The sequence below is a fragment of the Candidatus Xiphinematobacter sp. Idaho Grape genome (assembly GCF_001318295.1).
Lineage (GTDB): Bacteria > Verrucomicrobiota > Verrucomicrobiia > Chthoniobacterales > Xiphinematobacteraceae > Xiphinematobacter.
Map to the genome: position 1 here is coordinate 467,987 of NZ_CP012665.1, position 23,706 is coordinate 491,692.

Consider the following 23,706-nt stretch of genomic DNA (forward strand, 5'->3'; position numbering starts at 1 on the left):
CTTACTTCCCTTAGTAGCTGTTGCTCCTTTGACAAAGCGAGGAAACTTACGGAAACTAGGCCGGGCTGGGGGTGTTAGTGAGGTCTTAGGTGCTCCGCTTATCGTGGCAAGCTGCTCACTCCTGTCTTTCCCAGCTGCTTTGGTGTACGTCCCAACTCTAGTCTGGCGGTGGGTCTTTGTGCCTCTAGAAGCGGGCGGCCTATGCTCTGCAGAGGCACTTAGTGAAGGTTGGTCTGCTGTGGTATGCAACTCAGGTGTTTTGTTCTCTACTGTCGCTCTAAAGTTTAGAGGTAGTCTTCAATCCCAGTAGCCTTTTTCTATTACAGGTTGCGCACTGGAAAAGGTGGCGAAATATCTTGTAGTTGCTGCTGGAGGTCAAGGAATTCTTTCTGTGCGACGCGGTGTTCCTCGCTGTTAGGAAGGACACTTTTTAACTTGATCCGTGCAGATTCCTGTCTTGCCTTTAGATGGTGACGTCTCATCCCCCACCAGCAGTCTATGGCAGTTGCAAGGAGGGCGCTTGGCATTTCCTTACGTAAGTCCCACGCTAAAACCGTATTTGCCTCGATAGGATTGAGAGACTCCAAGAAGGCTCCGAACGACAATGGATCATCTAATACAACTTTACTGGCTAGAATTTTCTCCAAAAGAGGGGTGTTGGGGAAGAGCTGTTGGACGGAGGGGCAGGTTTGTTTCGAGAGCCACCTTTGCACCTCCAGTGAAAAAAGCGCAAGGCGGCAGAGTAGTTTCGGCCCTTCTTCTAAGGAAAGCAAAGCGGGAAAAGAGCTAACTTCTTCATTTGGAAGATACCGACAGTGAATATTTTTGGCAAGGAGCTGTGCAAAAGCTTGCGGGGAAACCCCAAGGCGAGATGCAATCTTCGTGGAGAACGCTTCGCGTAAAGCCAGAGTTTCAACCCAGGCGAGCAGGGAAGCAAATTTACGAACCAGAGTAATTTGACTTGTGGGATTGGACAAAGACCCATTCCTAGTAGCTTGATCAATAGCGAAATCAAAGTAATCAGGAGCTTGAGCAAGTAAATCTCGAAAAGCTGTTGGGCCTATTTGCCGGATAGTAGAATCAAGATCTTCTCCCGATGGGATGCGGACAATTTTGACAGATAACTCATGGGAGAAAAGGACTGGGAGGGAACGCTCAATAGCTTGTTCCCCAGCGCAATCAGCGTCGAAGCAGAGCAATACCCGCTCTACATAACGCTTAAGGAGACGTGCTTGATCTTGGGTGAACGCAACACCTTGCGGGGAAACAACGTTACGGACACCTGCTTCAAAGCAAGAAATGAGGTCGATTTGTCCTTCGCATACGACAGCCTCGCCGGATTCGATCAGAGCATGCTTGGCTTTGTCAATCCCAAAGAGAATTCGTCCCTTAGAGAAGAGGGGCGTTTCTGGAGAATTCAAATACTTATTCTCAGAAAAAGCTTTTCCCACGATGCGTCCGCTAAAAGCGATTACTTCTCCTAAACCATTGTGGATGGGAAACATTACTCTTCCCCTAAAACGATCGTAAAGGCCAGAGGATCTCTTTCCTTGAGCAACAAGCCCAGAATGGAGCAGCTCCTGGTATGAAAATCCCTGAGAAATGGCCCATTCTGAAAAAGTATTCCAAGAGGCGGGAGCATAACCAACTTTCCATCTGAGTACTACCTCTTTAGAGAAACCGCGAAACTTTAGGTACTGGCACGCCTGAGCGGATTCTGGGTGCTTGTCAAGCAATTTAGCATGAAACCAACGGGCAGCTTCAGCATGCAGCAGTAGGAGACGTGTGCGTTCGCTTTGGAAGTACTTACTCCTCTTGAGTTCTAAAATAGGGATTCCCGCCCTTTTTGCAAGCTGCTGCACAGCAGTAGGAAAGTCAATTTGTTCGTAGTTCATGATAAACCGAACAACGGTACCGCTTATTCCGCAGCCGAAGCAGCGAAATGTCCTGTAAGTAGGATTAACGTAGAAGGAAGGGTTCTTCTCCTTATGAAATGGACATAGGGCCCGCCAGGAGCTCCCAGAACGCTTTAGTGGAAAGTAGGAGCCTATTACCTCCACAATGTCACTGGCAGCTGCTACTTGGCGAACGGTTTCTTCGGAAATTAATCCCATAAAGCGAGCATATGGAAAGGAAGACATTCGAGTTATCCCCTCCGGGGGAATAACTCTACGGGATTGTAGAGCATCCTGCTAGAATTAACGACAACTAGTAAAAACCTTGCTAAAAACCTTGCTACTTTGCTTTACTTTAGAGAGGATTCCCGCTAAGGTGAGTTAAGTTTTTAGAGCGGTTCGGTTATGTGCGAGCAAAACAAACGATGAAGATTATAGTGGCCTACTCAGGTGGTCTAGACACGTCTATTATTCTCAAGTGGCTAAAGCAGGTTTACTGTGCTGAGGTGATTGCTTTTTGTGCGGACATAGGACAAGAGGAGGAGTTAAAAGGACTGGTGGAGAAGGCCACACAGACTGGAGCAAGCAAGTGCTACGTGGAGGATTTACGGCTAGAGTTTGCAAGGGACTACATCTTCCCGGTTGTGCAGGCAGGTGCCCTGTATGAATGGCAATACTTTTTAGGAACCAGCATTGCACGGCCGCTTATTGCTAAGCGTATGGTGGAAATCGCGCTTAGGGAGAAAGCGCAAGCCGTCGCCCATGGGGCCACAGGAAAAGGGAATGACCAGGTTCGTTTTGAACTCGCAGTTGCAGCGTTGGCACCTAATCTGAAGGTCATCGCTCCGTGGCGGGATGAACGTTTTCGCAATCAATTCCCTGGGAGAGCAGAGCTAATCGCCTATGCAAAGCGAGAGGAAATTCCGGTGACGGTCTCTTTAGAAAGACCGTATTCTACTGATCGCAACTTGTTGCATATCAGCTATGAAGGAGGTATCTTGGAAGACCCCTGGATTGATGCTTCGGCAGACAGTAATAGGAACATGTTTCGCTTGAGCACCTCTCCGCAGGATGCTCCTGATTACACAGAAACCTTAGAGCTCCTTTTCGAAAAGGGCAATTGTATTGGCTTGGCCTATTCAGGATTGCAAGACATCCTATCTTTTATGGGGCATGAAGAGAAAAATGATACAACTCTCAATCCGCTCTTAGTTATGCGTGTACTTAACAGGCTCGGAGGCAAGCATGGGATTGGCCGAGTGGACATGGTGGAAAACCGTTTTGTTGGCATGAAGAGCCGCGGCGTATATGAAACTCCAGGCGGCGCTATTTTACACTTCGCGCATCGCCAAATAGAGTCCCTAACCATGGATAGAGAGGTCATGCATCTGCGCGACTCCCTCATTCCTCAGTACAGCACTCTTATATACAACGGCTTTTGGTTTTCTCCTGAACGGAAGGCTATCCAAGCCTTGATAACTGAATCACAAACACACGTGTCTGGTACAGTACGACTTAAGCTCTACAAGGGCAATGTCATCACAGCAGGTCGAAAGAGCGCTCTTTGTCTCTATAATTCCCGTATTGCCACTATGGAGAGTGGTGGTTCCGACGATGCCTATAATCAATCCGATGCGGATGGGTTCATCCGCCTACACGCGTTGCGGCTGCGGATTGCTTCTAAGGTCTACGGCAAGGACTCCCATCTCTGAGAAAAAAGGGGCCTTGTCTCCTACAAGTCTTCCTTTGTACGCGGGGGGGCCCTCTCCTCGTTTTATAGAGGGGGCTTGCTCCATGCTCATAGAGTAGTTTATTTACGCAAAAAAATACTAACAGGCGTCCCTAGAGGGGTATTCTGGAAGAAGATTTCAGCCATTTTGTTAGGAATCCGGATGCAGCCATGCGAATCTGGCACCCCAGGAAGAAATCCACTGTGGATCCCTATACCACCATACAGGCGCATGAAAAAGGGCATAGAAGCTCCACGAAAAGTGCTTCCATGGGGGGAGATATGCCGGCTACTGATATTGGCTATTACTACTTTTCCATCGACACCTACGAAGTCTCCATACAAAGTAGACATGTGATGTGTTTCCTTTTGCGTCACATGAAAAGTGCCTGTGGGCGTACTGTAACCCTCTTTTCCCGTACAAGTCGGCGCAATTCCAACCAGTTGGTCTCCCTTGTAATAAAAAATCATTTGTTGAGTGAGATCCAAAACCATGGCTGACCTTCCACTTATGCTATCTCCATCCCAATAGGCTTGAGCTTCCAAAAAGGAAGCAGTTTCACCTCCGGTGGAATCTTTCCTGTCTCTGTAGCAGACAGAAAGGGGACGTCCATCATGGAGCATGCAGCTAGGCATAACCAAGCCTAGCAGTCCAGAGGCGGTAACAAAACGTAGTAGGGACCTTTTCATAGAGTTCTCTTTGGAGTTCTCTTGAGCCTCAAGACGAAAAAGGGGGTAAGGGTGAAGGGAAATTGCAAAGAGGATACAATCCCCATATGCGCCACACATCACCGGAGCAGCCCACAACCATTACAGGTTATAGTTATGCCAGCTTAGGAAAAGTTCAAAAAAATAGACTGAACTTGGAAAGGTTTCTCTTTCCATGCAGAGAGCTTCTTGCCATACACATCGAGTAAGAAAGACGGAGGGGATGTAGAGAGAGACACCCGACTCCATGGTGACAGCGGAAAAGTATTGGTAGACAGATCCCCTGCTACCAAAACTTTACACGAGCCCAGGAACCAAAAGCCAAAGCCTAGCTACCAAAAAAAGGAAGCAAAGCACAAAGCATCCTACTTCTGGAGAGACTAACCTGGAGAGAAAATTCCCAAAATTGGGGAGATAGAGGCGAAACTAAGTAGTCTAGTGTGGGGGAGAAATTTTCTAGGTGGGGATAGTCGACGGAGATAAATCGTCCCCGTAGTCGCTCGATTTCGCATAGGGGAGGAGTACTCTGGTATGGAGGGGAGGAGCTTCCTTCCTCTTAAAAGCTTATTTACTTGTGAGAAAGGGGTGGGAGAGGCTAGGCTCTCGCTGTAGGTATGGCTAACGGTTTCACGTAACTAACTCTCTGACCGAGCGGTTGGGGCGTAGCTGTGGAGATGAGACCCTGTTATGACCGGGGGATTGTGTTTCTGCTGAGAATTTCGGAATGCGCTGGCCGACACAGCGCAGATTTAAAAGATCCGGTCAACTGCGTTTCCGAGGACATTAGGGAATGGCTCTTCCCCTGAAAAGAACACCAAATTTCTAAACAATAGAGCAGATCCAGTGCACATATGTCCTGCATCCCACCTACTTTTGGTTTCCCGCACAGGCTTTTTCCTCTCTTTTGCAGGAAGAGTGTCCTTCTCCTTATGACTACCACAAGTTCCATCGCTACGCCAACCCCTCCGACTCTCCCCTCTCCACAAGCCTGCGTCTATACTTTCCCTAATGGGATGACTCTTATTACGGACGAGGACCATAATGTCCCTGTAGCGAGTATACAGGTGTTTTGTGCCACCGGCAGCGTTACTGAAGGGAAGTGGATGGGAGCAGGTCTCTCACATATCCTGGAACACATGCTGTTCAAAGGCACCACTACGAGGAGAGTAGGAGATATTGCTCGGCAGGTGCAGGACCTAGGAGGATACATTAATGCCTATACTTGGTATGATCGCACGGTTTTTTGGATTGATGTTCCTTCTGCAGGTACTTATGAAGCGGTTTCCATCCTTGCCGACGCAATGATGAATTCGACTATTCCGGAGGAGGAATATGCTAAGGAGCAGGAGGTCATCCGGCGAGAGTTTGCAATGGGATCTGACGACCCAGACCGCGCAAATTGGCAGCTGATTGCACACACCGTTTTTTCTCAAAGTCCTTATTGCCATCCAATTATCGGATATTTGGATATCTATAACCAGTTAGAGCGGAAGGATGTCTTGGAATATTACAAGCAACGCTATGTACCCAATAACCTAACTTTTGTTGTAGTGGGCGACATTGATGCTGCAAAGATTCGAGAGCAACTCACCTCATTCTTTCAATCTTTCCCCCGCAGACCACTGGAACCCGTTACATATCCGGTAGAACCACCGCAAGTCGGGAAACGATTTGTAGCCGAAGAGTTTCCTACCGAACTGAGTCGAGTCGGATTTTCATGGAGAACTGCTGGGTTAACGGATTCAGATACACCTACCCTTGATGTACTAGCAACTGTCCTAGGTACAGGGAGCAGCTCGATTCTAAACTGCGAACTACGGGAGAGACAGCATCTTGTACACACCATAACCTCGCACGTTTATACCTGGCGTGACAATGGAATGTTTGGCATCACGGCAGTTTGTAACCCAGATAAGCGTAAGCAGGTTGAGTCTTCTATTCTGGCTGTTGTGGAAAGGATACGTTCGAGGGAGGTAAAGGAGCGGGAGCTGCATAAGGCAAAAATGGTATTTCTCTCCTTAGAGCTCCAAAATCTGATGGATACACATGGTCGAGCTGCTCAACTGGGTTCTAGCTGGTTGACTACACATAATCTTAACTTCAGTTATGACTATCTTAATGCTATACAAAAGGTAACTGCATCTAATGTACGTGCAGTAGCACGCAAATACCTACGACCAGATACTCTTAGTATCACTGAGCTAAATCCTAAAGGGACGGCTCAAGCGGAAGCAAATGTGAAGGTGGTCTCAAAGTCCCTGCAACATTCGGTGAGAAAGTTTACCTTGGCAAATGGTCTCCGCGTGTTAATCGGCGAGGATAGGCGTTTACCTCTTGCTATAGCCGTTGCAGCCTTCCGTGGCGGAGTGCTCCTGGAAGATGCTCAATGCAACGGGATTTCTCCTTTACTTGCTTCTACTCTACTGAAAGGGACAAAGACGCGGAGCGCTCTGGAAATTGCTGATGAGGTAGAATCCCTGGGAGGGGCTATCGATAGCAACTCTGGAGACAATTTTATCACTATCAGTGTTGAAATGATGTCCCCCCACTTAGAGCGCGGGTTAAGCGTTCTCTCTGACGTCATAGGGCACGCAAATTTTCCAAAGCAGGAAGTAGAGCTGGAGAAATCTACCCAAATTGCAGCTATTCAATCTAGCAGTGATCGTATCACCTCCATAGCGCGTAATCTCACGCGTCATACGCTTTTTGGAAACCACCCTTATGGAATGCCCATGTTAGGCACCGAAAAAACAGTTTCTGGTCTCACTTCCGCCGATCTGCAAAGGTTTAAGGAGGAAGTCCTTGTAGCTCACAATGGAGTGCTAGCAATATTTGGAGATATAAAAGCTAAGTTAGTGCTTCCGATAGTGGAGAAAATTTTTGGAAGATTACCATCTGGACGATTGGCAGCAGTGTATCCTCCCTCAATTAAACCGCTTTCTTCAAAAGTTCCTGTTGAAAAATTCTCTCCAAAACAACAAGCAGTAATCATGTTTGGATACCATGGAGTAGATGTCGCCAACATAGATCGCCCTGCAATGGAACTCTTGCAGGAGGCAAGTAATGATCTCAGCTCTCGCTTTTTTGAGCGTATTCGTGAAAAAAGTGCACTGGCCTACTACGTGGGCGCCAACCAAATGATTGGGATTGCACCAGGACTCTTTGTGTATTACCTAGGGACAGATCCAAACAAGGTTGAACAGGCTCGGAACGAATTGGCTGAGGAAATCCGTAAAGTGGCCACTGGGGGCTTGACAACAGCTGAGCTAGATCGCGCCAAGAAAAAACTTCTTGGGTTTGAGTCTATTCGATCGCAGAATGTCTTTTCTTTTGCCTCTCTATGTGCGACAAACGAGCTCTTGGGCCTAGGTTTCGATCATTATCGTAGACGTGCCGCCGAGATTCAAGCAGTGACAGTAGAGGAAGTCCAAAGAGTTGCGAGAAAGTATCTGGGAGCGCCTGGCTACGTGGAAGCTGTCGTTCGCCAACGCCCCTGACGTGCTCTATGGATCTTCTCCCAGTTTCCGTGGGCTCTATATTTGACTCCAGAAGCCCTTGTGCTTCTGGCCTCTAATAAATTGAAATGAAAGCAGCCACACCTAACCCTCCTACCTCTAGTCAGCGTTTCGTTGAGTTTGTAAAGATACAAGCCCAACAGGTTCTCCTCTTCCTGGGAAAGATTCCAAACCCCTCCACAGGGAAAGTGGTGCAGAATTTCGAAGCGGCACGTCTGTTTATTGATCAATTGGAAATGCTACAGGAAAAAACCAGTGGAAATCTCAATCTGGAGGAGTCTGAAGTCCTCAATGTGACTCTTTCTGAAGTTCGTTTTGCCTATATTCGGGCGGTCTCCGCCAAACCTACCGTTGAGTCAAGCGCGATGTCATCTCTCTCTTTCTCTCAAGCAAGTGATGAGAGGAGTGGCGCCCAGGAGATTGAGGAAAAGAAGAAAAAATTCTCGAAGAGTTATGGCAGTTAACCCCTCCCCCCTTCTGTGCACCCCACTTTCCCCTGTATATTGTTGTGTTGAGGTAGGAAAATGCGGCTTTCGCCCCTTTTATTGGCAAAGGCGCCCCACTTCCACGGGGCTTCTGGTTTCATTCTCCTAGTTTTTTCTTCAGGTTGGTTAGGCCGGTAGGACCAAAGAAACAATCACCACATAGGTGAGTTCATTCTCATCATTCGTTGATCCAGCACGCGTAAGTTGCTGCTGAGCAACATCTATTTATGAAAAGAGACACGTTGCCTTACAAAGAAACTCACTCCACAGTAACACTCTTGGCAAGATTTCTTGGCTTATCAACATCATGTCCCAATTCAACCGCAATGTAATATGCAAGCAGCTGTAGAGGAATCACTGCAAGGATGGGAGAGATATACTCCGGTGCCTCTGGAATAAACAGGACATCGTCCGCTATGCGAGCTAGAGATTTATTTCCTTCAGTGCCAATGGCTATAACAGGACCGTTGCGCGCTTTGACCTCTTGTATGTTATTAAGGTTTTTTTCTAAGACAGAGTCCTCCGGTGCAATAAAAACAGAGGGGATTTCCGGAGCGACAAGGGCGATGATGCCGTGTTTTAGCTCGGCACTTGGGTGCCCAGAGGCTGCTATGTAAGAAGTTTCAGTGAGTTTTAGTGCCCCTTCTAAAGCAATTGGATAGTTAAATTGACGGCCTAGGAAGAGGAATGACTTAGCATGAGCATATTTACAGGCAATGCGTCTCACCTGTTCATGGAGCTCCAGCGTCTGAGAGATCTTCTCGGGTAATTTTTCCAATTCGGCGATGATGCGCAACCCATCGGTATGCGAAAGACGGCGGATGCGACCAAAGAGGAGAGAAATTAGGGTAAGAATGGTAAGCTGCGAGGTGAAAGACTTTGTGGCCGCAACACCGATCTCCACTCCAGCATGCATGTATACTCCTCCGTCACTTTCCCTTGCAACAGTGCTCGCAACATAGTTGCAAATTCCCAGAGTTCGGTACCCTTTGCGGCGGCTTTCTCTTAGAGCTGCTAAAGTATCTGCGGTTTCCCCACTTTGACTAATGACAAAGACGAAAGTCGTACTAGGAGTCGCTAGCAAGCTACGGTATCGAAGTTCACTGGCAAATTCACACTCCGCAGGAATGTGAGCGAGGCTTTCAATGAGATATTTCCCTACCAGTCCGGCATGAAAAGCAGTGCCACATCCACTCAATATAAGATGCTCCACAGCTCTCAACTCTATGTTGCTTGCCTCTAGCCCACCCAGTTTTGCCGTGGCTTCCTCTAGGGAGAGGCGCCCGCGAATAGCATTACTCACACTAGCAGGCTGCTCAAAGATTTCCTTTAGCATGTAGTGAGGATACTCAGCTTTGCTGATATCCTCTATGGTAAAATCAATCTTGGTAATTCGGTAATCAGATCCCAATCCGGTAAGAGTATTAACCTCAAAACCACCTTCTCCGAGGCATACGATATCACGGTCATTAAGATAAATAGCTTCATGTGTGTAAGGCACAATGGCGCTAGTATCACTGGCAAGCAAATATTCCCCGTTACCAACGCCGAGCACAAGGGAACTTCCATGTCGAGCACCCATAAGCACACCAGGGACATCAGCATGGATGACCGCAATTCCATAGGTACCGACTACCTGCCCAAGGGCTTGGCGGATTGCTTCCATAAGTCCAATTTTTCCCTGCTTGCCATTCTTTCCGAAGAAATAGCCGATTAGATGGGCCATTACCTCAGTATCGGTACTAGAATAAAAGGTTTCTCCTTTTTCAATGAGGTCTCCACGGAGTTCGTGATAATTTTCAATAACGCCATTGTGGACAAGGGCAAGACGCCCACTGTGATCAGAATGAGGGTGTGCGTTTTGTATGGTTACTGCTCCGTGGGTCGCCCAGCGTGTATGGCTAATGCCTATTGTTCCCGCGATTGGGTGTTGGACCAGCAGGCTTTGGAGACTGGAGATATACCCTATCGTCTTTCTAATATTCAAGGTCCTACCGGTAAGGGTAGCAATCCCTGCAGAATCGTAGCCGCGGTACTCAAGTCTACGGAGTCCTTCTACCAATACCGGTGCAGCAGCTGCCCCACCTACATAGGCTACTATTCCACACATCTTTTTAGTTGTGACAAAATAGAGGCGGTGGCGCAAGATGGGATACCTTCCCTCTTCGTATTTTATCTTCGTCCCCTTACTTTTTTAGTAATGAAAGTTGGTCTTAATCTCCTGCCGACCCATAAAACCTTGGCCATTGTTATGGGTGGAGGTGCCGGCACACGGCTCTTCCCTCTTACCGAGGAAAGAGCGAAACCAGCCGTCCCCCTCGGGGGAAAATATCGTTTGGTGGATATTCCCATCAGCAACTGCTTAAATTCTTCAATACGGAGTATCTACGTCCTAACTCAGTTTAACAGCACCTCGCTTCACCGCCACATTAACACAAGCTATAAATTTGACAGTTTTACTCCAAGTTTCGTGGAAATTCTAGCAGCCCAGCAAACTCCAAAAAACTCCAAATGGTATCAGGGAACTGCAGATGCTGTACGGCAAAACCTCCGTTACTTCCTGGAGCAGCCTTATGAATACTTCCTCATCTTAAGCGGGGATCAGCTCTATCGTATGGATTACCGTACTATCTTGCGGCAGCACGTGGAGACAGATGCAGAGATTACCATTGCAACTACTCCTGTTAACCGGGCATCCGCCTCTGGATTTGGTATCATGCAGACAGATGAACAGTGCCACATTGCTCATTTTGTCGAAAAACCTAAGGATCCTGCAATTCTAGATACACTAAAAATCCCACCTGACCTGCTAAGGACGATCGGCCATTCAGAAAATACCGAGCTCTATCAGGCGTCCATGGGAATTTACGTTTTTAATCGCTCCATTCTTAGTAAATGTCTGGACAACGACCTGGAAGACTTTGGAAGGAATGTCATTCCAAGTGCTATCCAGAACCATGTCGTCAACGCCTATATTTTTCAAGGATACTGGGAAGATATTGGTACCATCCATACCTTTTTTAAGGCTAACCTTCACCTTGCTGAAGAATTCCCCTCCTACAGTTTTTATGAGGCCGGCGCACAGATCTATACACACCCGCAGTTTCTTCCGTCTAGCATCATTCGTACTACCTCTATTGATCAGGCTATCATTTCTGATGGTTGTGTTATCGAGCACTCCATTATAGAGCATTGTGTAATCGGTGTTCGCAGCATAGTTAAACCAGGAACAAGAATCCAGAACAGCATCTTAATGGGGGCAGATTACTATGAGACTGATTTTCCCCCTTCTACTACAGGCCTTCCCGCTATTGGAATTGGAAGTGATTGCAGCATTGAGGGAGCAATCATCGACAAAAATGCGCGGATTGGAAATAGAGTGCTGATCAGCCCTCATGGTAAATCCCGGAATCTAGATGGAGAGGGGTTTTATATTCGAGATGGTATCGTAGTAGTTCCGAAAAACAGCGTGATTCCAGCGGGAACTCTGATATAGTTTCCAGTGTGTCTTTCCAACAGGAGAAGTAAGTACAAGTGGACCAGGGTGGTTAGCAGCCAGGATATATCCAGCTCTGTGCGCAAGGGAAGCCTGTTCTCTCAGCTTTTTTTGGGATTATGTCAATACTCCGGACGGATGGGTCTAGCGCTCCGCCACACCTAGCTAGGCAGCTTAGACGTGTAATTTCTTCCATCGTATCCCCTGAGCTCCGCCCAATTCTCAAGAAGGTAGAAAATGGGAGGCGTATCTCTCAGCTGGAAGGGAAGGTCCTGTATAGGACGCAAGATCTAAATGGACTAGGAGCCATTGCTGATCTTGTACGGGAACGTAAGAATGGCAATTTTGCGACTTATCTTCACAACCGCTATATTAACTACTCAAATGTTTGTATCCTCTCCTGCCAGTTCTGTGCTTTTGGTGCCAAAAAACAGGATGCTCATGCCTTTGAGACAAGTATCCAGGCAATTGTACAAAATGTTCAGCAGGCATTATCCAAAGGCATCACTGAGGTTCACATGGTAGGCGGGTTACATCCCACACTGAGAGGAGAATGGTACCTAGAATTGCTTTCTAGTCTTAGGGGACTGAGTAAAATTCTACATATCAAGGCATTTACAGCGGTTGAAATCCGGCATCTTGCTAGGCGTGTCTTTCACCTTTCCATTCAAGGTACCTTGCAACTTTTGCGTGAACATGGTCTGGATTCTATTACCGGCGGTGGGGCAGAGATTTTCGACAGCAGGATACGCAGGAAGATTTGCCATGCTAAGGAAAGCGCAGAAGAGTGGTTAGAGGTCCATCGTACTTGGCATCAAATGGGTGGAAAAAGCACCAGTACCATGCTCTATGGTCACATCGAGACACATGCTCAGCGTATAGCTCACCTAGAGCAACTTCGGGCGCTTCAGGATGAGACGGGTGGATTTACAGGATTCATTCCTTTTGCATTTGTGCCGAATTCCACTGCTATGGCACACGTCCAGCGCATTTCTGCTACCGAAGAGCTAAAGAACCTTGCTATTTCCAGGATCTACCTGGATAACTTCGAGCATATTACAGCCTATTGGGTCAGTTTGGGTCTTCCGGTGGCACAGCTCTCCCTTAGTTATGGAGTGGATGATCTGCATGGCACTATCATGGAGGAGAAAATTTTTCATATGGCTGGTGCTGTCACCCCTCAGGAACAAACAGTGACTTCTCTAAGGAATGCGATTCGCGAAGCTGGCCGCGTTCCCATCGAGCGGGACAGTTTATACCGTCACATAGATCAGCATCAAACTGTTTAAGTAGATTTTTCCAGTTTCAAATGCGGCTTGGGGCAGTTCCATATCTTAATGCACTTCCGTTAAGAGCTTTCATTTCAAAATCTCTAGAATTGGAGGTTCCCTCACGGCTTGTAAGACTCTATGAGTCAGGTTTACTTGATGCGGCTCTTTTGCCTACCTGCAAAATCCTGCAGCAGTCTCACCCTTTAATTGTCGACGGCGTCTGTGTAAGTTCGTATGGCAAAGTTTTTAGTGTGTTTCTTGCACATCGTAGGCCATTAAAGGAGCTTCGAAACGTCTCTTTAGATCCTTCCTCTTGTACTTCTAATGCGCTCTTTCGCTGCCTTTGTGCTGAATTTCTCGGTTTGACCCCAGAGTTTTCCATGCAGTCGCTTGATTATAGTAACGAAGGTCGTATTCTAATCGGGGATCCAGCTATTGATTTTCGGATGTCGGAGCCCGCAGGTTGGCACTTTCTCGATCTTGGAGAAACTTGGACATTCCATACAGGGTTGCCATTTGTGTATGCAGCATGGTCCCTAAGAAGAAAATCGGTTCCGCGGATCGCAGAATTTCTCCGCTCAGTGAAACGAGCAGGGGTGAAAGCCCTAGCAGAGCTTGCTGCTAGAGGTGGTAAACCTGCTTTTAGCCTAGCTTACCTGAACACTTATATCCGCTACGATTTGGGCGAACTGGAAAAGCAGAGCCTTGCTAGGTTTGCTGGACTTCTCTACAAGCACGGCCTTAGTCCAGTCTGTTCCTACAAACCTTCCTTTGTTTAGGAAGGTGGCCTTTCTTACAGGAAGGCCTCTGCTACTGAGTCTGCCACTAAACATCCCTGTCGGGTAAGTCTGATGGTCTCTCCAGAGGCTTCTATCAGTCCTAGTTCAAAGAAAATCTGCAACCTTTCCTCATGTTCTCTTAGCAAATGAGCAGGGACCCCTTCCCTAGTACGCAGGCTAAGTAATACACGTTCTGTTCTCAGCGTAGCTGGGCTAAGCCTTTCTCTGAAATGAACAGCCTCGCCATCTGTGTTCATTCTCTTAATGTACTCCACAGTATCTGCTACATTGTTCCATCGTAAAGTTCCAACAGTAGAAAAGGCACTTGGTCCGAGGCCGATGTAGTCTTCTCCCCTCCAATAGCCCAGGTTATGAAGACATTCCTTCCCGGGAGACGTATAGTTAGAAATCTCATACTGGCAATAGCCCACTTCTTCCAGATAGTTCATTGTTACTTCAAAAAACTCTGCTTCTTTATCGACGTCTTGAGAATATACGCCTCGCATTAGACGGAAAAAGTATTCCGTGTCCTCTTTATAGGTTAGACAGTAGGCGGAGATATGATCTGGGCGGAGCAGGACAGTTTTACTAAGAGAGTCCCTCCACTGCTCTATTCCCTGGCCAGGAATTCCAAAAATGAGATCGAGGTTTATGTTGGAAAAGCCAACCTCTCGGAGAATATCATAGGAACGTTTGCTCTGATCGGTTGTATGTTCCCGCCCCAGGACAGCCAAGAGTCCAGGATCCCAGGACTGCACCCCCATACTAATCCGATTGACTCCCCAATCTAGAAGTAAGCGCCCCTTTTCTGCAGAGACCGTAGCAGGGTTCATCTCAACGGTCCACTCCTTTACTCGACGCAAATCTAAGCAAGTACTTAGTCCTCGAAGGAGGTAATCTAGTTGCTGACAGGAAAGGACGGTAGGTGTGCCACCCCCAAAAAACACAGCCTCAGGCTGGAAGCAAACCTTCTTTGCCTCCATAAGAAGTGCATCCAAAAATGCATATATCCTGTTACGGTTGATTTGCTCTTTATAGAAACTGCAATAAGGGCAAATCTTTGAGCAAAACGGGATATGAATGTACAAATTTCTGACCATAGTAGCCCTTTGGCAAAGGGCACTCACCGTTTGCCAAATAGCAGAAAGAGTAAGCTTTTGCCCTAGTAATGGCCTTTGTAAGTATCAAATCTATGTTGTCAAGCTTCGATCATTTAAGACTCCTACTACCCGGTAGGAAGGTGCCTCTGGTTTCCCAATAGCGGAAGGGAAATTGGCCATAGCCGACTCTTCTTCAGATAGTTATCCATTTGTGGAGGACTGCGGTTTATGTATTAGCCAGTTTTGTTCTCTATGAGATCAGCGTATAACCCTCACCCATCCAAAAGCCATAAACAACCTGACATTAGGGCTTTCCGAAGGCTTGTTATGCTGACTATATCTATTGCTAGCGCGGCTCTAGCCCGCCAGTTTTGTTTGCTAGGATATAACTTTTCTCATGCCCCCTTGGAAATGATGTCACGCGCCCATGTACATTCTGGCAAAACTGGAGAGAAGAGGGGCTAGCAATCGGCCCATGGGGGCTGCCTAACTTTGGACCCCATAATTAGCAACGAACCCGGGCATTCACGAACTGATTGTAGATGAAAGATAGGAAACGTGAAGCTGATTATACATTTAGGCGAATAAACTGGTCTCTAGTGCGAAGTGTTTCCCGCTCGTTGTATCTAAGTTTGCGTTTGCTACCCCGTAGCGTGCGGCCGCAAATTACTCTCGCCTACCTTTTAGCACGGGCATCAGACACAATCGCGGATGCCTCCTTTGGCGAAGAGGCAGATCGCTTAGAAGCGTTGCGACATCTCCGGAAGTCAGCAAGTGATCCAATGGAAAAGTGTGATCCTAGGATGTACCTAGATCTGGCTCGATCACAGGAATATCCTGCCGAAAGGCAACTTTTGGAACAACTGCCTGCATTGGTAGAATGCCTACGAAACCAAGTGGATGCTGATATAATCCGGGAGGTTCTCGATTCTATTATGGAGGGGCAAATTTTTGATCTTGAGGGTCCACATTTTGAACCGTTTACCCGTGAGCAGCTAGATCGTTACACATCTTCAGTTGCAGGTTGTGTTGGTAAGTTTTGGACGCGTATTTGCTGTAGACGAATCCCGCAGTTTACCTCTCTTTCAGTTGAACATATGGAGGAACTCGGTGTCCTCTATGGTAAGGGGTTACAGCTCGTTAATATTCTCAGAGATCGGGATGAGGATGCTACTCTCGGGAGGGTTTATATTTGTGCAAACGACGTGAAGGAACGCTTCTGGGAAGCATGGATGGCAATGCAATCTGGTATCAAGTATGGGAGGGCTATTAGTCATCCCCTTCTGCGCTATGCCACACTACTTCCCGCCTTAATTGGCATGCGCACCCTTGAATTGGTCCGCTCCTGCTCTGGAAAAGTTAAAATTTCCCGCAGGGAGGTTCGCCACATTTTGATCACAACGCTACCTGCTCTTTGGAGGGCGGAGCCGAGATGCCTGCCTTTTACGGAGATTTAGCGCAAACTATCGACAACAAAGTGAGCGGAGAAAAGTATCTTTCCTAAGAGGTCAGGAGAGTAGTTAAGGGTATTGTGGATATTTTGACCTCTTGCAACTCGCTGGTCTTTGTCTTTATCCTGCGACGATGGGAGGAGAGGATGTCAGAAAATTCTTTTGTTCACCTTCATGTACATACTGAGTATTCCCTCTTGGACGGAGCGGTACGTGTTTCGGACCTAGTTGGAACAGCTGCGAAGTACGAAATGCCGGCAGTGGCGATTACCGATCACGGCAACCTCCATGGTGCTATCGAGTTTTATCAGCAGGCTACTAAAGCGGGAGTGAAACCTATTATTGGGTGTGAGCTCTATGTGGCTCTCGATCAACATAGGGAACAAAGCATCTCACTAAGAAAGAGGGCTACCTATCATCTTACCGTCCTTGCGCAGAATGAAGAAGGGTATCGGAACTTAGTAAGGTTAGTTTCTAATGCCCACTTGGAGGGCTTTTATTATAAACCACTAGTAGACAAGGCACTACTTGCTAAGTACTCCAGAGGACTAGTTGCTCTCAGTGGTTGCCTAAGGGGAGAAATAAATTCTCTTCTTGCAGAAGGCCAGGTGGCCTTAGCTAGAGCTGCTGCTGCGACTTATCGAGATATTTTTGGGTCAGAAAATTTTTTCTTGGAGTTACAGGACCATGGCATTGAAGCGCAAACACGCTGCAACCTGCATCTCATAGAATTTTCCAGGGATATTGGTGTGGGACTCGTACTTACCAATGATGTTCACTTTCTTCAACGCTCCCATCATGAAGCCCACGACGTTATGATCTGTATTGGAACTGGCACAATGGTGTACGATGAGAGACGTATACGCTACACCCCAGAGCTTTACCTCAAGCCTCCACAAGAAATGCGGGGCCTCTTTCCGCATCTGTCTCAAGCGGCAGACAACACTTTGAGGGTTGCGGAGCGCTGCAACCTCAATCTGGAGTTTGGACAACCAAAGTATCCAGCCTACAAAGCACCTGCTGGAATTACTCGGGAGGCCTACCTCAGGCAATTATGCAAGGAGGGGCTAGAAAGAAGATTTGGTAAAGATCGAGCTCAACGAGATATTAACCTAAACCGTCGTCTAGAATATGAACTTTCTGTTCTAGAAACGGCAGGATTTGTAAGTTATTTCTTAATCGTCTGGGACTTCATCTACTTTTCAAAACAGCGTGACATTCCAGTTGGGCCTGGGCGTGGATCCGCCGCAGGATCACTTGTTGCCTATGTCTTGGGCATTACTGATCTAGATCCTCTCCACTACGGACTGGTTTTTGAGCGTTTTCTAAATCCAGAGCGCGTAAGTCCCCCAGATATCGACATCGATTTCTGTCAAAACCGGCGCGGAGAGGTAATTGAGTACGTACGGAAGAGGTATGGGGAACGTTCTGTTGCACAGATTATCACCTTCGGCACTATGGGAGCAAAGAGCGTGGTGCGCGACGTAGGACGAGTACTAGGCTGGAAATATGCAGATGTCGACCGTATCGCTAAGATGATTCCTAACGAATTAAACATTACTCTCCAACTCGCATCGGAAAAGAATCCCGTATTGCGTAATACGATAGAGCAGGAACCGCATATTCAACAACTTTGGGATTATGCCTTGGTGCTTGAGGGTATTAGCCGCAACACAGGCATCCATGCTGCTGGAGTAGTAATTGGAGACCGTGACCTCTCCGATGGCTATATCCCCCTCTGCAAAGGAAAGGATAAAGAAATCGTTACACAGTTTCCTATGGGGCCTCTTACAGACCTTGGGATGTTAAAAATGGACTTCCTTGGCCTCAAAACCCTAACCGTTATCCACGATACCATTTCCTTTATTCGTCACCGTCAACCAGGCTTTGATATTACTCAGATTCCACCTAATGACACTCTTACCCTTGACCTGCTGAACCAGGGTAAAACTACCGGCGTTTTTCAGTTGGAATCTAATGGAATGACAAATACCTGCAAGCGTTTTCAAATTCGGAGCATCGATGATATTATTGCCCTCATCGCTCTGTATCGCCCTGGTCCTATGGATCTGATCAACGATTATATTGAGAGAAAAAAAGGACTTAAAAAGATCGAGTATGACCATCCGCTCTTGAAACAAGTTTGTTCGGATACGTTTGGGGTCATGATTTACCAGGAACAAGTACAACAGGCAGCAAGCATTCTTGCTGGATATTCTCTAGGGCAGGCGGATCTTTTACGTCGCGCCATGGGAAAAAAGGACAAGGGAAAAATGGCAGAAGAGCGGCTGCACTTTATAGAGGGATGCAAGCGCACCAATAACATTCCAGAGAAAAAAGCGGATAGTATTTTTGATCTTTTGGAAAAGTTTGCTGGTTATGGATTTAACAAAAGCCACAGCGCTGCATACGGACTCATCTGCTACCAGACTGCTTACCTGAAGGCAAACTATCCCATAGAATTTATGTCTGGGCTGCTAAGTAACGAAATCAATAACACAGACAAGATCTCTATCTTCGTAGCAGAATGCCAGAGGATGCACTTGAAAATATTGCCGCCGGACATTAACCGGAGCGCTTTAAAATTTACTCCTGAGAGTGAACAACAAGCAATTCGTTTTGGGCTCGCTGCTATCAAAAATGTAGGGGAACAGGCCATGTCTTCTGCTATCCAGGAACGTAGTCGCGGAGGAGCTTTCCGGTGTTTGGAAGATTTTTGCGGCCGAATAGGTCCTCGAACTGTCAGCCGTAAAGTTCTGGAGAGTTTAGTCAAGTGTGGAGCTTTCGATTGCTTTGGACACTCTAGAGCTTCTCTGTTTGCACATATTGAAACGGCTATGAAGGGAGCGGTATCTATCCATCGAGACAGATCCAGTGGGCAAACCTCCCTATTTTCTCTAGCTGAAGAAGGGGGTCATTGTACTCCCCAGTGGCCAGTTCCGGAAGTAAAACCGTGGTCATCCCGTGAAACTTTAGCCTACGAGAAGGAGTTACTTGGGTTTTATGTTACTGGACACCCGCTAGATACGTATCGGATGGCTCTCGCAGGTGATCAGCATGTCACAATCGCTGAGATAAGGCAGCTACCCGAAGGCTCCGCCACACTTAGAATAGCCGGTATGCTCATCTCAGTGGAGGAGAAGTTTACTAAGACCGATGGCAGACCATATGCCATTCTAGTTGTAGAAGACTTCACCGGTGCTGTAGAAGTGTCCGCGTGGAATGAGGTTTCCTCAAGATTCTCAGGCCTACTGAAGGTAGGTACAGCCGTTTCCCTCCTGACCCGTGTTATTAAGAGAGAAGAATCCCTGCGTATAACCGTAAGTGATGTTCACCCACTCCAGCCCAGGCCTATCTCTCAACCGATTCGGCTAGGACTTGATTGGCAGTTGATTAATGAAGGGGTGCTTTGTGAGATACTAGACTCTGTGGTCAGACACCCTGGAAACAAAGAGCTTCTTATCGATTTTATCGATACCAATGGTAATTCTTGTACTATCCGCGCCGGTGACGAATTCCTTGTCGGAAACGAGATAGCCATCATAAATGAAATCAACCAATATCTTGTCTCACGTGAAGTAGGCGGATAGAACAACAGGGAATGACTTTGCTCTATCTCCTCATTGGGTTACTTGAGAGGAAATTGTGACTTGACCAAAAAGGGACACGAGCGTCCCACAAACTTCACGCGGGACCTTTTGCGGAGCCGCGCGGTGGTGTCCTTGCCTTTATGGGGGCAGGGCCTTGGGGGAAAAAAGGAAACAACACATCGTTCGGGCCGGCGGGACTTGAACCCGCGACCTCTTGAACCCCATTCAAGCGCACTACCAAACTGTGCTACGGCCCGCAGCGCCCCTTCACCGTTATCAGATGAACGTGAGAGTTGCAAAGGGGGATTTAAAAAATGAACAAACATGGTGATTTCTGTTTTCAGCTGATTTAGCCTTCCGTCCCATGGTACGAAGACGCGTAGGAATAGTAGGGGCAAGCGGATATTCAGGCCAAGAATTATGTGCGTTATTGGCACGCCATTGCGGGGCGGAGGTTGCGGCCATGACCTCCCGTCAGTACGAGGGAATGGTGGTGGGTGCTGTCTTACCAAGGTTGGCAAGATATGAAAGGATTGCCTGCAGCCGTTTTTCCTCTCCATCAGTTTCTGCTCTGCTGGATGCAGGAGTGGAGGTTGTTTTTTTAGCTTTGCCTCATGGGATGGCTGTACAGTTTGCAATACCCCTCCTAGAGGCGGGCATCCAGGTAATTGATATTAGTGCAGACTTCCGTTTACGGGACAGTAGATTGTATCAGAAGTTTTATGGTATGCAGCACCCTGCTCCCCATCTTCTCTTGGAAGCAGTATATGGGTTGCCAGAGTGGCGTGCAGACGCAATTCGTTCAGCCAGATTAGTAGCCTGTCCAGGTTGTTATCCAACAAGTATCTTGCTACCACTCCTTCCCTTGTTAGCACGTAAGTTTTTACAGCTGGAATTCCTCTGTATTGCCAGTGCTAGTGGTGTAAGCGGTGCTGGAAGAAGACCTGAGATTCCCCTTCTTTTCGGAGAGTGCAGCGAAAGTTTTCGAGCCTATGGTGTTCCTCAACATCGGCATCTAGCCGAAATTGAACAGGAGCTAAGTCTTGTTTCTAGAGAAGAAATGCGTGTCTGTTTCGTCCCTCATCTTCTCCCCATACATAGGGGTCTTCATACAACTATTTTTTCTGTTCCAAGCAAGGACGTGGACGCTACACAAATACAGTTAGCGTGGGAGGAGGATTATACTCAGTGCCCTTTTGTTCATATCAGCGCTGTTCTCCCCGATACTAAACATGTGAATAGAACAAACCTTTGCAGCTTGGCTATCCGCACTGATCCGCACACTGGAAAATTGCTTCTTTTTAGCGCAATCGATAATTTGATGAAGGGATCTGCAGGACAGGCCATTCAGTGTTTTAATCTCATGAGTGGGTTTTTGGAAAAAGAAGGGCTTTTACCATGAGTACCTTAAAAAGGGTGAAAGGAGGAGTTTGCGCTGCACGTGGTTTCTCAGCAAGTGCAACTTACTGTGGGATTAAGCCTCTCGATCAGGGTCATGCAGATCTGGCTATGGTATACTCACAGCGCAATTCTGTAGCAGCTGGAGTATTTACTACAAACCAAGTGAAGGCAGCGCCGGTAAAACTTTCCATGAAACACATCCGCTCACGCAGCGCTCGCGCGGTTATACTTAATAGCGGAAATGCCAATGCTTGTACGGGGAGTCAGGGGTATCATGATGCATTACTACTGGTAGGGGAAACCGCTAGTTTGCTTGGCCTACGTAGGCAACAGATTCTAGTATGCTCCACTGGATGTATTGGAGTTCCACTTCCAATGGAAAAGATTAGACCTCGCCTGAAATTGCTAGCTCGGGCCCTTAGTCAGACAGGTAATCAAGCTGCTGCTCGGGCCATCATGACCAGCGATACGTATCCTAAGGAGGCAGCAAGAGAGTTACAAATGGGTGGGATACCTGTGCGTCTGGGTGGTATGGCTAAGGGTGCTGGTATGATTAACCCAAATATGGCGACCATGCTTTGTGTTGTTACCACAGACGCTGCAATTTCTCCACCAAGCCTACTTAGAGCTCTGCGCAAAGCGGTAGAAGATTCCTTTAACCGTATTACTATAGATGGCGATATGAGTACTAATGATACAGTTATTATACTTGCTAATGGAGCAGCTAGAGCTCCCATAGTTAGATCTAACAGTGCAGAATTTAACCTGTTTCTGGAAGCTCTGTATTCTGTATGCCACGAGCTCGCCAGGATGATCGTATTAGATGGTGAGGGAACCGGTAAATTCGTAGAAGTTGAGGTACAGGGAGCTCGAAATAACGTTGAAGCCCGTCATGCCGCTGAGTCTGTTGCCAATTCTCTTCTCCTAAAATGTGCTTGGGCTGGGAATAACCCCAATTGGGGCCGAGTTATGGACGCATTAGGCTACTCCAGTGCTAGAATCCAAGAGGAACGAGTAGATATTTTCCTTAATCAGCTGCCAATGGTAATGGGAGGTGTTGCTGGTCCGGCATCGTCCTCCAGCTTAAGCAGAGTCGCAGCTCGCAGAGCATTTCGCGTGAGCATCCATCTGAACTTAGGTAAGGGGCATTATACGGTGCTAACAACGGACTTAACTGAGAAATACGTGCGCCTTAATAGTAGGGACTAGAAGATCTACTATGGCTCATAACTTGACACTAAACCTTCGCGCCGAGAGCCTAATCGAGGCACTACCCTACATACAGCGCTTCCGTGGGGACACTTTTGTCGTTAAATATGGCGGAAGCTCCATGGAGGATGAAAGTCAAGTAGAATGCCTACTCAGAGATGTAGTTTTTCTCGAAGCAGTGGGGATCAATCCAGTGTTAGTCCATGGAGGCGGGAAGGCCATTACTGCTGCAATGCGTAGAACCGGCCTAACATCCCATTTCATAATGGGGTTACGTGTGACAGATAAAAACTCTATCTCTATTGTTGAAAAAATACTGGATACAAAAATTAATCCACGAATTGTTTCGATCATCAAACATTTTGGCGGTAAGGCGATAGGGTTCTCTGGGAAGGCAATATTCCAAGCAAAGCACCTTCCTCTACTAGCTGTTCCTTCAGGACCCCGAGATACTGGCTTTGTGGGAGAAGTCCACAAGGTACAGACTGAAGAAGTTCAACTTGCTATTAAGAGGGAAGTGGTACCTGTGATATCCCCACTGGGATCTTCCGTGGAAGGGTACGCTCTTAACATCAACGCAGACACTGCTGCGTCAGCTCTAGCTACTGCGCTCAAAGCTTCCAAGCTCATTTTTGTAAGTGACGTGCCCGGCATCATGCTGAACCCCTCCCTCCCCAAGACTCTAGTTCCCTCTATCACTTGTAGAATGGTCGAAAAACTGATCAAAGACGGAACTATCTCGCAGGGGATGGTACCAAAGGTTCAGAGTGCAACTCGAGCTCTTCAAGAAGGAGTTGCAAAGGTCCACCTGGTTTCCGGGGGTCGGAGCCATTGTTTATTACTAGAGATCTTTAGCGACGCCGGTATTGGTACAGAGATCCTCCCCTAGGAGGAGGCTATAAACGAGAGGCCCTGTGTGTTGGGACTTTGTCTCATTCTACGGCAAACTACCTAGCCAGTCCCTCCTCTGTCCCCTATTGCAGTGCATACTAGCTGTCAAACATCAATTACTGACTTCTCTTTGGACGAGTGTCAGTATCTTCGGTCTATATCGGTTTGCACTTTCGATTTCGTTTT

Annotated in this window: 15 protein-coding genes and 1 tRNA gene; 11 read left to right on the forward strand and 5 right to left on the reverse strand. The window is 47.3% G+C overall.

The genetic code is table 11. From position 1 onward, the window contains the following. Window positions 1-320: 320 nt before the first annotated feature. Window positions 321-2,141: a DNA primase gene (gene dnaG, locus AMD24_RS02165; protein WP_062100469.1), complete on the reverse strand. Its 1,821-nt coding sequence runs from the start codon at window positions 2,139-2,141 to the stop codon at window positions 321-323. A 179-nt stretch (window positions 2,142-2,320) separates the two neighbouring features. On the opposite strand from dnaG, the gene AMD24_RS02170 reads away from it, so the two are divergent. Further along, window positions 2,321-3,607, forward strand: a complete 1,287-nt coding sequence (locus AMD24_RS02170) for an argininosuccinate synthase (protein WP_062100470.1) — start codon at window positions 2,321-2,323, stop codon at window positions 3,605-3,607. 98 nt (window positions 3,608-3,705) lie between these two features. Here AMD24_RS02170 and AMD24_RS02175 read toward each other — a convergent pair whose 3' ends face one another. Then, window positions 3,706-4,260 carry a L,D-transpeptidase gene (locus tag AMD24_RS02175; protein WP_158404358.1) on the reverse strand — a complete coding sequence of 185 codons (555 nt, stop codon included), beginning with the start codon at window positions 4,258-4,260 and terminating at the stop codon, window positions 3,706-3,708. 1,001 nt (window positions 4,261-5,261) lie between these two features. Here AMD24_RS02175 and AMD24_RS02185 point away from each other — a divergent pair. Both AMD24_RS02185 and AMD24_RS02190 read left to right on the forward strand, forming a co-directional pair. Further along, entirely contained in the window at window positions 5,262-7,829 is a 2,568-nt protein-coding gene (locus tag AMD24_RS02185; RefSeq protein WP_158404360.1) for a M16 family metallopeptidase, read from the forward strand. Window positions 7,830-7,915: 86 nt separating this feature from the next. Next, complete coding sequence (locus AMD24_RS02190; protein ID WP_062100474.1) at window positions 7,916-8,311, forward strand: DUF1844 domain-containing protein; 396 nt, start codon at window positions 7,916-7,918, stop codon at window positions 8,309-8,311. Window positions 8,312-8,591: 280 nt separating this feature from the next. Here the strand turns inward: AMD24_RS02190 and glmS are convergent, their stop codons facing one another. Beyond that, the gene (gene glmS, locus AMD24_RS02195) at window positions 8,592-10,442 is read right to left on the reverse strand and encodes a glutamine--fructose-6-phosphate transaminase (isomerizing) (RefSeq protein ID WP_062100475.1); all 1,851 of its coding nucleotides are present in this window, start codon (window positions 10,440-10,442) and stop codon (window positions 8,592-8,594) included. Between the two features lie 90 nt (window positions 10,443-10,532). Between glmS and AMD24_RS02200 the strand changes: the two genes are divergently transcribed. The 3 genes from AMD24_RS02200 (at window position 10,533) to AMD24_RS02210 (ending at window position 13,878) form a co-directional block, all read left to right on the forward strand. Further along, window positions 10,533-11,828, forward strand: a complete 1,296-nt coding sequence (locus AMD24_RS02200; protein ID WP_062100862.1) for a glucose-1-phosphate adenylyltransferase — start codon at window positions 10,533-10,535, stop codon at window positions 11,826-11,828. 119 nt (window positions 11,829-11,947) lie between these two features. Then, a complete protein-coding gene (gene mqnE, locus AMD24_RS02205) occupies window positions 11,948-13,117 on the forward strand; it encodes an aminofutalosine synthase MqnE (RefSeq protein WP_082383015.1) in 1,170 nt (389 codons plus the stop codon). A 20-nt stretch (window positions 13,118-13,137) separates the two neighbouring features. Then, window positions 13,138-13,878 (forward strand): menaquinone biosynthetic enzyme MqnA/MqnD family protein, encoded by a 741-nt coding sequence (locus AMD24_RS02210; RefSeq protein WP_062100476.1) that lies wholly within the window; start codon window positions 13,138-13,140, stop codon window positions 13,876-13,878. Window positions 13,879-13,892: 14 nt separating this feature from the next. On the opposite strand, the gene hemW is transcribed toward AMD24_RS02210, so the two are convergent. Further along, window positions 13,893-14,978, reverse strand: coding sequence for a radical SAM family heme chaperone HemW (gene hemW, locus AMD24_RS02215; RefSeq protein WP_148565178.1), 1,086 nt, complete (start codon window positions 14,976-14,978; stop codon window positions 13,893-13,895). Window positions 14,979-15,520: 542 nt separating this feature from the next. On the opposite strand from hemW, the gene AMD24_RS02220 reads away from it, so the two are divergent. After that, complete coding sequence (locus tag AMD24_RS02220) at window positions 15,521-16,435, forward strand: squalene/phytoene synthase family protein (protein ID WP_082383016.1); 915 nt, start codon at window positions 15,521-15,523, stop codon at window positions 16,433-16,435. A 140-nt stretch (window positions 16,436-16,575) separates the two neighbouring features. Beyond that, window positions 16,576-20,019 carry a DNA polymerase III subunit alpha gene (dnaE, locus tag AMD24_RS02225; RefSeq protein WP_062100864.1) on the forward strand — a complete coding sequence of 1,148 codons (3,444 nt, stop codon included), beginning with the start codon at window positions 16,576-16,578 and terminating at the stop codon, window positions 20,017-20,019. Between the two features lie 183 nt (window positions 20,020-20,202). Here the strand turns inward: dnaE and AMD24_RS02230 are convergent. Beyond that, a tRNA-Pro gene (locus tag AMD24_RS02230) sits at window positions 20,203-20,276 on the reverse strand. A 107-nt stretch (window positions 20,277-20,383) separates the two neighbouring features. Between AMD24_RS02230 and argC the strand changes: the two genes are divergently transcribed. Genes argC through argB form a run of 3 tightly spaced genes read left to right on the forward strand, consistent with a single transcriptional unit; the run spans window position 20,384 to window position 23,518 of the window. Beyond that, a complete protein-coding gene (gene argC / locus AMD24_RS02235; RefSeq protein ID WP_062100479.1) occupies window positions 20,384-21,421 on the forward strand; it encodes an N-acetyl-gamma-glutamyl-phosphate reductase in 1,038 nt (345 codons plus the stop codon). After that, window positions 21,418-22,629, forward strand: coding sequence for a bifunctional glutamate N-acetyltransferase/amino-acid acetyltransferase ArgJ (gene argJ / locus AMD24_RS02240; protein ID WP_062100480.1), 1,212 nt, complete (start codon window positions 21,418-21,420; stop codon window positions 22,627-22,629). The genes argC and argJ overlap by 4 nt, the downstream gene beginning before the upstream one ends. Before the next feature lie 10 nt (window positions 22,630-22,639). Continuing rightward, window positions 22,640-23,518 (forward strand): acetylglutamate kinase, encoded by an 879-nt coding sequence (gene argB, locus AMD24_RS02245; protein WP_062100481.1) that lies wholly within the window; start codon window positions 22,640-22,642, stop codon window positions 23,516-23,518. Window positions 23,519-23,706 lie beyond the last annotated feature (188 nt).

Bases quoted from the DNA above. Each gene is read 5' to 3' on its own strand.
- dnaG (WP_062100469.1), bottom strand. From the start codon at position 2,141: ATGTCTTCCTTTCCATATGCTCGCTTTATGGGATTAATTTCCGAAGAA.
- AMD24_RS02170 (WP_062100470.1), top strand. From the start codon at position 2,321: ATGAAGATTATAGTGGCCTACTCAGGTGGTCTAGACACGTCTATTATT.
- AMD24_RS02175 (WP_158404358.1), bottom strand. From the start codon at position 4,260: ATGCCTAGCTGCATGCTCCATGATGGACGTCCCCTTTCTGTCTGCTAC.
- AMD24_RS02185 (WP_158404360.1), top strand. From the start codon at position 5,262: ATGACTACCACAAGTTCCATCGCTACGCCAACCCCTCCGACTCTCCCC.
- AMD24_RS02190 (WP_062100474.1), top strand. From the start codon at position 7,916: ATGAAAGCAGCCACACCTAACCCTCCTACCTCTAGTCAGCGTTTCGTT.
- glmS (WP_062100475.1), bottom strand. From the start codon at position 10,442: ATGTGTGGAATAGTAGCCTATGTAGGTGGGGCAGCTGCTGCACCGGTA.
- AMD24_RS02200 (WP_062100862.1), top strand. From the start codon at position 10,533: ATGAAAGTTGGTCTTAATCTCCTGCCGACCCATAAAACCTTGGCCATT.
- mqnE (WP_082383015.1), top strand. From the start codon at position 11,948: ATGTCAATACTCCGGACGGATGGGTCTAGCGCTCCGCCACACCTAGCT.
- AMD24_RS02210 (WP_062100476.1), top strand. From the start codon at position 13,138: ATGCGGCTTGGGGCAGTTCCATATCTTAATGCACTTCCGTTAAGAGCT.
- hemW (WP_148565178.1), bottom strand. From the start codon at position 14,978: ATGGTCAGAAATTTGTACATTCATATCCCGTTTTGCTCAAAGATTTGC.
- AMD24_RS02220 (WP_082383016.1), top strand. From the start codon at position 15,521: ATGAAAGATAGGAAACGTGAAGCTGATTATACATTTAGGCGAATAAAC.
- dnaE (WP_062100864.1), top strand. From the start codon at position 16,576: ATGTCAGAAAATTCTTTTGTTCACCTTCATGTACATACTGAGTATTCC.
- argC (WP_062100479.1), top strand. From the start codon at position 20,384: ATGGTACGAAGACGCGTAGGAATAGTAGGGGCAAGCGGATATTCAGGC.
- argJ (WP_062100480.1), top strand. From the start codon at position 21,418: ATGAGTACCTTAAAAAGGGTGAAAGGAGGAGTTTGCGCTGCACGTGGT.
- argB (WP_062100481.1), top strand. From the start codon at position 22,640: ATGGCTCATAACTTGACACTAAACCTTCGCGCCGAGAGCCTAATCGAG.